General features: G+C 29.5%; 8 protein-coding genes. 1 reads left to right on the forward strand and 7 read right to left on the reverse strand.

Annotation, left to right across the window (positions count from 1 at the left end; translation table 11 throughout):
• The 7 genes from brnQ to CHL78_RS18720 all read right to left on the reverse strand — a co-directional run.
• On the reverse strand, window positions 1-1,257 hold a 1,257-nt coding region (brnQ, locus tag CHL78_RS18690; protein ID WP_116041691.1), incomplete at its 3' end, for a branched-chain amino acid transport system II carrier protein.
• A 223-nt stretch (window positions 1,258-1,480) separates the two neighbouring features.
• Entirely contained in the window at window positions 1,481-2,548 is a 1,068-nt protein-coding gene (locus CHL78_RS18695) for a tetratricopeptide repeat-containing glycosyltransferase family 2 protein (RefSeq protein WP_094366228.1), read from the reverse strand.
• Between the two features lie 212 nt (window positions 2,549-2,760).
• Window positions 2,761-3,639, reverse strand: coding sequence for a hypothetical protein (locus CHL78_RS18700; protein ID WP_116041693.1), 879 nt, complete (start codon window positions 3,637-3,639; stop codon window positions 2,761-2,763).
• A 170-nt stretch (window positions 3,640-3,809) separates the two neighbouring features.
• Window positions 3,810-4,340 (reverse strand): YmaF family protein, encoded by a 531-nt coding sequence (locus tag CHL78_RS18705; RefSeq protein WP_094366222.1) that lies wholly within the window; start codon window positions 4,338-4,340, stop codon window positions 3,810-3,812.
• Between the two features lie 118 nt (window positions 4,341-4,458).
• Window positions 4,459-6,279 (reverse strand): ABC transporter ATP-binding protein, encoded by a 1,821-nt coding sequence (locus CHL78_RS18710; RefSeq protein WP_199534123.1) that lies wholly within the window; start codon window positions 6,277-6,279, stop codon window positions 4,459-4,461.
• The gene (locus CHL78_RS18715; RefSeq protein WP_094366220.1) at window positions 6,272-8,002 is read right to left on the reverse strand and encodes an ABC transporter ATP-binding protein; all 1,731 of its coding nucleotides are present in this window, start codon (window positions 8,000-8,002) and stop codon (window positions 6,272-6,274) included. Before CHL78_RS18715 ends, CHL78_RS18710 begins: the two co-directional genes overlap by 8 nt.
• Window positions 7,995-8,453: a MarR family winged helix-turn-helix transcriptional regulator gene (locus tag CHL78_RS18720; RefSeq protein ID WP_094366218.1), complete on the reverse strand. Its 459-nt coding sequence runs from the start codon at window positions 8,451-8,453 to the stop codon at window positions 7,995-7,997. The genes CHL78_RS18715 and CHL78_RS18720 overlap by 8 nt, the downstream gene beginning before the upstream one ends.
• 350 nt (window positions 8,454-8,803) lie before the next feature.
• Between CHL78_RS18720 and CHL78_RS18725 the strand changes: the two genes are divergently transcribed.
• Window positions 8,804-9,068, forward strand: a 265-nt coding sequence (locus tag CHL78_RS18725; RefSeq protein WP_147295853.1) for a hypothetical protein, incomplete at its 3' end; no start/stop codon positions are given.

Raw genomic sequence — 9,068 nt, forward strand, 5'->3', positions numbered from 1 at the left:
ACCTAATACTGCTCCTATTATAGCTGGAACAACCCAGTTAAATCCTAATGATGCAAGAGGTAATTTGCTTACAAATGGTGCAACTCCCCATAATCCATTTGTAACACTTAGTATACTTACAAGTAATGTAGTATATGCTGCACCCTTAAATGCATTGTCATTTTTCACATTACCGCACACTAGTGTCATTATAACTAAAATCATTAACACCGGATATACAATCTCTAATATTGGAGCTGAGAATTGTATTATTGTGCTTACACCAAAGTTTGATACTACTGCACTAAATACACATACTGATATTACTATAGTCTCATACTTTAACTTTCCGTTAGTTGATTTTGAGAAGTAATTTCCTGCTGCTGAAGTTAACCCTATAGAAGTAGTTAAACATGCTAGCGTAACTATTACACATAATATTATTTTACCTGGATTACCAAGTAATGAAGCTGTTATTTCTACCATTAAAGATGCTTGTGGAGTATCTATTCCATATAGATTGGATAAAGTAGCTCCTAAATATGTAAGTCCACCATATACTAAAGTTAATGCCACACCTGCAACTAATCCTGCTTTCATAGTAAGCTTTACTTTATCAGCTGCCTCATTATAACCTTTATCACCTACAGAACTTATTATAACTCCTGCTAATACTGCTGCACCTAATGCATCCATCGTTAAGTAACCTTGAGATACGCCTTCTGCAAACAGACTCTTCTCTATCATTGAATCTGGATTTATACCTCCTATTGGATTAATAATACCGATTACTATTAATGCAGCTAATGCTATTAATAAAGTTGGTGTTAATATTTTTCCTATTATATCTACAACTCTAGATGGCTTTATTGTTAATATTAATGTTAATCCAAAGAATAATACCGAAACTATTATTGGAGCTATAACTCCCTTATCCCCTAATATAGGTAATATACCCATCTCATATGTTGTTGCTGCTGTTCTTGGTATTGCTAGAAGTGGACCTATACAAAGAACTGAGGCTGCCCCTATTATTTTAGCTAATCCTTTACCAGCTCTTCCTAAAACTTGGTCTAAATCTCCTGAACATTTTGCTGCAGCCGCTATAACTAAAAGCGCTAATCCTACATCAGCTAAAACAAATCCCCCTAATGAAGTTAACCAACTTTCACCAGATATAAGTCCTAAATATGGAGGAAACAATAAATTTCCTGCCCCAAAAAACATTGAAAATAATGCAAATCCTACTACTGCTACGTCTTTACTTTTACTATTCACATTATCTCCCCCTTTCCTTTTCTAAATTTTTTGAATATTTTTATTAATTATACATTTCTATATCCTCCATGTCAACATATTGTATACAAAATATTGAATAAAATAAAAATAAACTTAATTTTGTACTTACATTCAAAATTAAGTTTATTTTTATTCATTAATATATTCAATTTTTTAGTCTAAATTAAACTCTATTTAGATCGTTATACTAACATTATATGTTTTATTGTATTTTAGTTTTAAAATATTCTCTATTATGCTTCACTGCAGGACTATCAGGTTTATATTTTGCTGCCATTTCATTACATTCTATAGCTAATTTCATATCTCCTTTTCTATCATGACAAACACACAGTTGCACCCAAGGCGTGAATGTATATGTATCATGGTTTATCAAGCTCAAATTTCCTTCTTTAGGTGCTGCATTTATTGCTTGATTATACCAGTAAATTGCAATATCTAATTTATTTTCTCCAAAAAATTTATGACCCAATCTACAGCAAAAATCAGCTCTTGGAACATCATATTCAAATGATTTAAATAGATATCTTAATTCATTTTCACTATCCTTTTTATAGCTATAACAATCTGCTATCTTACTACATGCTCCTTTTATATCTTCTACCCATCCTTCATTAGTATTTATAAATTTTATGTATTGTTCTATTGCTTCATCGTATCTACCATTATCACAAAGTTCATTAGCATAATAGTATTTATCTCTTGTTGATAATTCTTTGCCTTGTGCTATAGATTCTTCGTAAATTCTTAAATTCCTATTTGTGTATGCTTTTTCTTTCTTATGAATCACATTTATATCTGAATTAATAATATTACCGTATACTTCTAAATACTCATGGACCTGACCTATCCATTTGAAATTTCTTTCTCTTTTAACTAATCGATTTCTTCTTAATGAAGATATAAATTCTCCTTTGGGACCTACAGTTAGTACATAATTCATAGTAACTGAATCTACCAAATTATTAACGTTACTTTTTAGTTCTCTAAACTTATCTATATCATCAGGGTTTAAAATGTCATCTGCATCTAACCAAAGTATGTAATCTTTTGTTGCCTTTGAGAATGAGTAGTTTCTTGCCTTTGAGAAATCATCTATCCATTCAAACTCATATACACTTGCTCCTAGATTTTTTGCTATTTCAATAGTATTATCAGTAGACCCAGTATCTACTATAATTATTTCATCTACTATGTCTTTTATCGATGATATACATCTTGCTATAACATCTTCCTCATTTTTTGCTATCATACATAAACTTATCTCCATATATACACCTCCACATTAATATCTATATGCTAAGGCTTTACATTTTAATATATCTTAGTAAATTATAAATTTATTATTAAGAGTATTAAGTCTTATTTGTATAAATTTTACAAGCTTTTATCAATTAACATTTTGTTAACTAACTCATAAAAATAGAGAAGAATACATATTCTTCTCTATTTTAAAATTGATTTATACAGTATTTATATATACTAGAATCTATCTTCATTCCAGTATTCATCATCATTTTGCCAAGATTCTTCATTTTCTTTATCACAATCATCATTCCAATAATTATCATCTTTTATTGGATTAAAGTTAAATTTTCCATTATCTTCACAATTTTTTCCGTAATTTTCTTTTATTTCGTTCATCCACTTATTCTGTTCTTTATCACACTTGCAACATTTACCATCTTTTTTTACTATCCAGCACTTACAGTATACATCAAATCCATCACCTTCAAAGCACTTGAAGCATTTATCAGGCATATCTTCTTGATCTTCTTTACAGCACTTATACTCTTCTTTTTCTTCTTCTTTGCAACACTTATAACATTTATATTCTTTCTCTTCTTCTTCTTCTTCTTTACAGCAATTACAGCATTTATACTCTTTCTCTTCTTCTTCTTTACAGCAATTACAGCATTTGTATTCATTCTCTTCTCGTTCTTCTTTGCAACACTTACAGCATTTATCATATTTATCGTATTTGTCATATCTATCTTCTTGCTCTTCTTGGTAGCACTTACAGCATTTGCATTCTTTCTCTTCTCGTTCTTCTTTGCAGCAATTACAACATTTATCCTCTTTCTCTTCTTTATCTTCTTTACAATACTTGTCATACTTGCTGTATTTGCGGTCTTTATCATACTTATCGTATTTATCGTATTTGTCATATTTCTCGTATTTGTCATATCTGTCTTCTTTGTATTCTGTATAAGATTTTTCCCCTTGATAGTACATATCATCATTATAACAGTTACAAGAATTTAAATCTTTGAACTCCTCAGCATATCTATCTTCATTCCAAGATTGATATTGTTTGTAGCATTTATTATCCTTTTTATTCCACTTACAATTATTATACATGTCTCCATCTCCATATTATAATATTCTAAGAAAATCTTTCATTTAACTTTCTTAATACATTATATTGAAATCTGCAAAAAATGTTATTAATTTGTTGATTTTTATACAAATTTTTTATTTTAAACATAAAAATAGAGAAGAAATAAAATTCTTCTCTATTTTTATATTATCTATACTAATGGTGCCTGAATTTGTGTAGTAAATAAAAACGCATGACAATGACAATCATCAAAAGAAGTAAATCCTTTTATAAGATGAACATGCTTATTAGTTCCTTCAATTTTTATTGCAGGACCAGTTGTCATCCATATTTTATGGAAGTGATCTAAGTTGTCTGTATAAGCCATAACTTCATGAACATGACTTCCAGATTTTGTTGGTATTGCATCACCTGTAACACCTGCAACACGATGGTTATGTCTATCTTCACATTTTTCAGCTAATTTAACACTGCTTTCAAATTCATGAACGTGAGACTTAGTTTCATATCCCCCATTACATTCGCAATTGCATTTGCAACGGCATTCACAATTACATCTATCTTCATCATAATATTTGCAGCATTTATATTGGCTATAGTCTTCGCAATCATTATAATCATCATATCCATAGTCTTCGTAGTTATAGTCATAGCTATAATCTCTTTCACATTTATAGTTTTGGTTATTACATGATTGGTTTCCACAGTTTGGACAGCTCATTTTTATACATCTCCATTTTATGTTATTAAAAATCTTTTGAATAGATTTCTTAATATATGCTATGTATAATTGTCGAATATGTTCTTATTCTGTAGAAATTCATACATTTTTTTGTTGATTATATACTTAACCCACTTCTAAATTGGCTGTTATAAAGGTTAGCATAGAATCCTTCTTCTTCTAGTAATTCTTCATGTGTACCTCTCTCAATTACTTCTCCACCCTTTATTGCTAGTATCATATCTGCATTTTTTATAGTACTTAACCTGTGAGCTATTATGAATGTTGTCTTCCCACACATTAAGTTAGTCATGGCTTTTTGTATTGCCACTTCCGTTCTAGTATCTATTGATGATGTAGCTTCATCTAGTATAAGGATTGATGATTTTGATAATATAGCTCTTGATATTGCTAACAACTGACGCTGACCATGCGATAAGTTACTACCATTATCAGATAATATAGTATCATACCCATCTGGTAACTGCTTTATAAAATGATGAGCATGAGCTAACTTTGCTGCCTCTTCTATTTCTTCATCTGTTGCATCTAAATGTCCATACCTTATATTTTCACGTACACTTACTGAAAATAAATATGTATCTTGAAGTACCATGGCTATAGATTTTCTAAGACTATTCATCTTTATACTATTTATATTTTGACTATCTATAGTTATTTCTCCACTATCTATATTATAGAATTTATTAAGCAGGTTTATAATCGTAGTTTTTCCTGATCCAGTTGGACCTACAATTGCTATAGTTTGACCTTGAGATGCTTTTAAATCTATACCTTTAAGTATTTTTTTATCTTTATTATAAGAGAATTCAACATTATTTAAAGAAACATTCCCTTGTATATTTTCTAAGTTTACAGAATCTATATTATCTTTTTCTGGCTCTTCATCCATAAGTTCAAATACTCTTTCTGCTCCTGCCAATGCTGATTGTATAGTATTTGAAATATTTAGTATTTCATTTATAGGCCTATTAAAGTTTCTCATATAAAGAATTATGGTAAATACAACTCCTACAGTTATGTCCATACCTGAAAGTATAAAATATCCTCCGCATATAGCTAAAATTAAATAAGTAAGATTACTTATAAAGTTCATAACTGGCCCCATAAATCCAGATAGACCTTGGGCAATTACCGCACTTTTTGTAAGACTTGTATTTATCTTTTGAAACTCTTCTTTTACATGTTCTTCTTTGGAAAATAATATAGTTGCCTTTTGTCCTGATACCATCTCTTCAATATATCCATTTAGTTTCCCAAGTTGTTTTTGCTGCTTAATAAAATACGGTTGAGTATTTTTCATTATGATTTTTGTAGTAAGAAACATAATAGGAGTAGTTACTAACCCAACTATAGTCAATGTCGGACTTAATATTAGCATAGCTATTAGCATTCCTACTATATTTATAACTCCAGAGAATAGTTGTGTTATACTTTGAGACAATGTCATATTTATATTATCAACATCATTGGTAAGTCTACTCATCAAATCTCCACTTGAGTTTGTATCAAAGTATTTTAAAGGTAGATTCTGCATACTTTTAAATAAATCTTTTCTGATTTCTGAAGATGTATTTTGAGCAATATTTATCATCAACCTATTTTGAACAAATGTTGATATAGTACTTATAATATACATTCCAATAAGCATTAAACATATTTTATAAAGGCCACTCATGTTACCTACTACAATATACTTATCTATTATTTCTCCATTTAGCTTAGTTCCAAATATAGTTATAAGGGTTGTTACTAAACAGAATGCAAATATTAATGCTAGTGAATACTTTTTGTGTGATAAGTATTTTAACAATCTACCTATAGTTATTTTAGGATTTTTTAGTTTTTCAGATTTTTTTCCAAGGTTTATTCTGGGACCTGCTCCAGGTCTAGCTATAGTTACTTCTTTATTAGACAATAGAAAGCACCTCCTCACCTAATTGTGATACTGCAATACTTCTGTATATTTCACTATTAATTAGCAACTCTTTATGTGTTCCTATCTCAGATATTTCCCCATCATCCATTACTATTATCTTATCTGCATCCATAACTCCAGAAATTCTCTGAGCTATTATTATTACAGTTGAGTCTTTCATTCTATTTTTTAATGATTCTTGAAGCTTTGCCTCAGTAGCCATGTCAAGTGCACTTGAAGCATCATCCATAATTAATATCTTAGGATTTCTTATTAATGTCCTTGCAATAGAAAGACGTTGCTTTTGACCTCCTGATAAGTTTCTTCCTCTTTGTTCTACTTCACTTTTATATGTATTTTCTTTGCTACTTATAAACTCATAAGCTTGAGCATCACGCACACTGCTTTCCATTAGATCTATATCTGCATGATCATTTCCAAATCTTAAATTATCTTCAATTGTCCCTGAGAATAATATACTATCTTGCAAAACTACTCCAATATTTTCTCTAAGCTCTTTTATTTCAATTTCTGCTACATTTACTCCACCTATTAATACTTCCCCTTTACTCGCATCATATAACCTAGGTATTAAGTTAACTAAGGAACTTTTTCCAGAACCCGTAGATCCAATTATACCAACGGTTTCACCTTGATTAATTTTAAAAGAGATATTACTTAGAACATTGTCGCTATGTTTGTTATATCTAAACGAAACATCTCTAAATTCTATATCGAAATTATTTATTTTAATAGGATCTTTACTATCTTGAATAGAAGAATCAGTATCAAGTACTTCGTTTATTCTAGAACAAGAAGCTTGGGCTCTTGAAAAGTTCATCATAATATTAATAGTCATAATTACAGACCCCATTATCTGTATCAAGTAATTTACAAATGCCATTATCTTACCAACTTCAATATGTCCACTATTAACCATATTCCCACCAAACCAAAGAACTGCAACAACAGTTAAGTTCATAATTAAAGTTGCAATAGGCCATAGTATTAAATTCATGTTTTGAGAACGAATACTTTCATCTCTTAAATCATTATTTACTTCATCAAACCTTTCTCCTTGATTTTCTTCCATAGCAAAAGATTTTATAACTCTAACACCAAGTATACTTTCTCTCATTACTATATTTATTTTGTCTATTTTCTCTTGAACCGATTTGAACAATGGTAGTGACTTTTTTAATATAAATATTACCGAAACTACTATTATTGGTATTGCATATACAAATACCATTGATAACTTAGGACTTAATGCTACTGCCATTATAAGACCACCTATACACATAAAAGGTGCTCTTACTATCATCTTAAGTCCCATATTTACCATATTTTGAATTTGAGTTACATCATTAGTAAGCCTTGTTATTAAAGAAGATGTTTTCAACATATCTATTTCTAAAAATGATAGTGTCTGTATTTTATCAAAAAGTCCTTGTCTTAAACTCTCTCCAAGTTTCATAGATGCAATAGATGCAAATATAGAACAACCAACTCCTGCAATTAAACCTACAAATGCAGCTATTATCATCTGTGTACCTATTCTAAAAACATAGGATAAATCACCATTTGCAACCCCTACATCAATAATCTTTGCCATTAGTGTAGGTTGTAATAAGTCCATTGCTACCTCTATAATCATTATAAGAGGAGCAATTATAGCACAAATAGCAGCTGATCCTTTTAAATATTTTAATACTTTAATCAATATCTCCTTCTCCTTTCATTAAATTGTCATACAATCTATTTAATATATGTATAGTTTGATTTTTCTCTTCTTCTGAAAACCCATCGAAGCACTTATTATCTAGTTCAGTAAAAACCTTCTCAACTTTTTTCTGAGCATTTTTTCCTTTTTCTGTTAAAAATACATTTAGAATTCTCTTGTCCTTTATATTCCTCTCTCTAAAAATAAGATCTTCTTTTTCCATTCCAGCTAATATACTTGTAGCTGTAGCAGGTTCAATCCTGCAATAAGTTGCTAATTCTCTTTGACTACATCCAGGGTTATTCTCTAAAAAATCTAATATTTTAGGCTTTCCTTCTGTTAAAGAAATCTTACTAAATTGAGTATGAGCATTTTTTCTATGTGCCTTTATTACTCGTATTAGTGCAGAATGTAATGTCTTATTATTTGTTTCTTCCCTTTTAGTTTTCATATAACCTACTCCATCTTTATAAATTATTATCTTTTTCATAGTAAATAGTTAGATGCCTAATTATTAGCCATCTAACTATTATCCTAGCATATAAGAAATCCTATGTAAACTTATTCTTAAGTAGTGATATATATTTTAAGTTTAAGCTTATATAATATATTTTTTTCTCTCTCTAAATAAACTCTCTGTTTTCTGAGTGACATATATACTATTTATTCTACATTTTTTCTTAATTTTTCTATTAATTTTTTATTTTATTTAGTGTCATCTTTATAACCTATTTCATATTGTATATATTAAGGCAGGATAAATTTGCCTTGATAAATAATATGAAATAAGGAGTGATAACAATGGGCAACCATAACAATAATTGCGGCAATTCAAACAATAATTGTTGCAACCCTTGCAATCCTTGCAATAATGTGCTTCCTACATGCGAAGATACCACAACGGATTGCTGTACTAAAGGTATAAGATCTGCTCTTTTAGCTATTCAATCAACAGTAAGAGAAATGCGTATCCCAGGTTTTAGTGTAGATCTATTAATCACTACAATAGCTGGTGTTACTTATACTGTAACTATAGGATCCTCTAGTTCTCAAGTAAGAATAACAT

It is taken from the genome of Romboutsia weinsteinii, from assembly GCF_002250835.2.
Lineage (GTDB): Bacteria > Bacillota > Clostridia > Peptostreptococcales > Peptostreptococcaceae > Romboutsia_A > Romboutsia_A weinsteinii.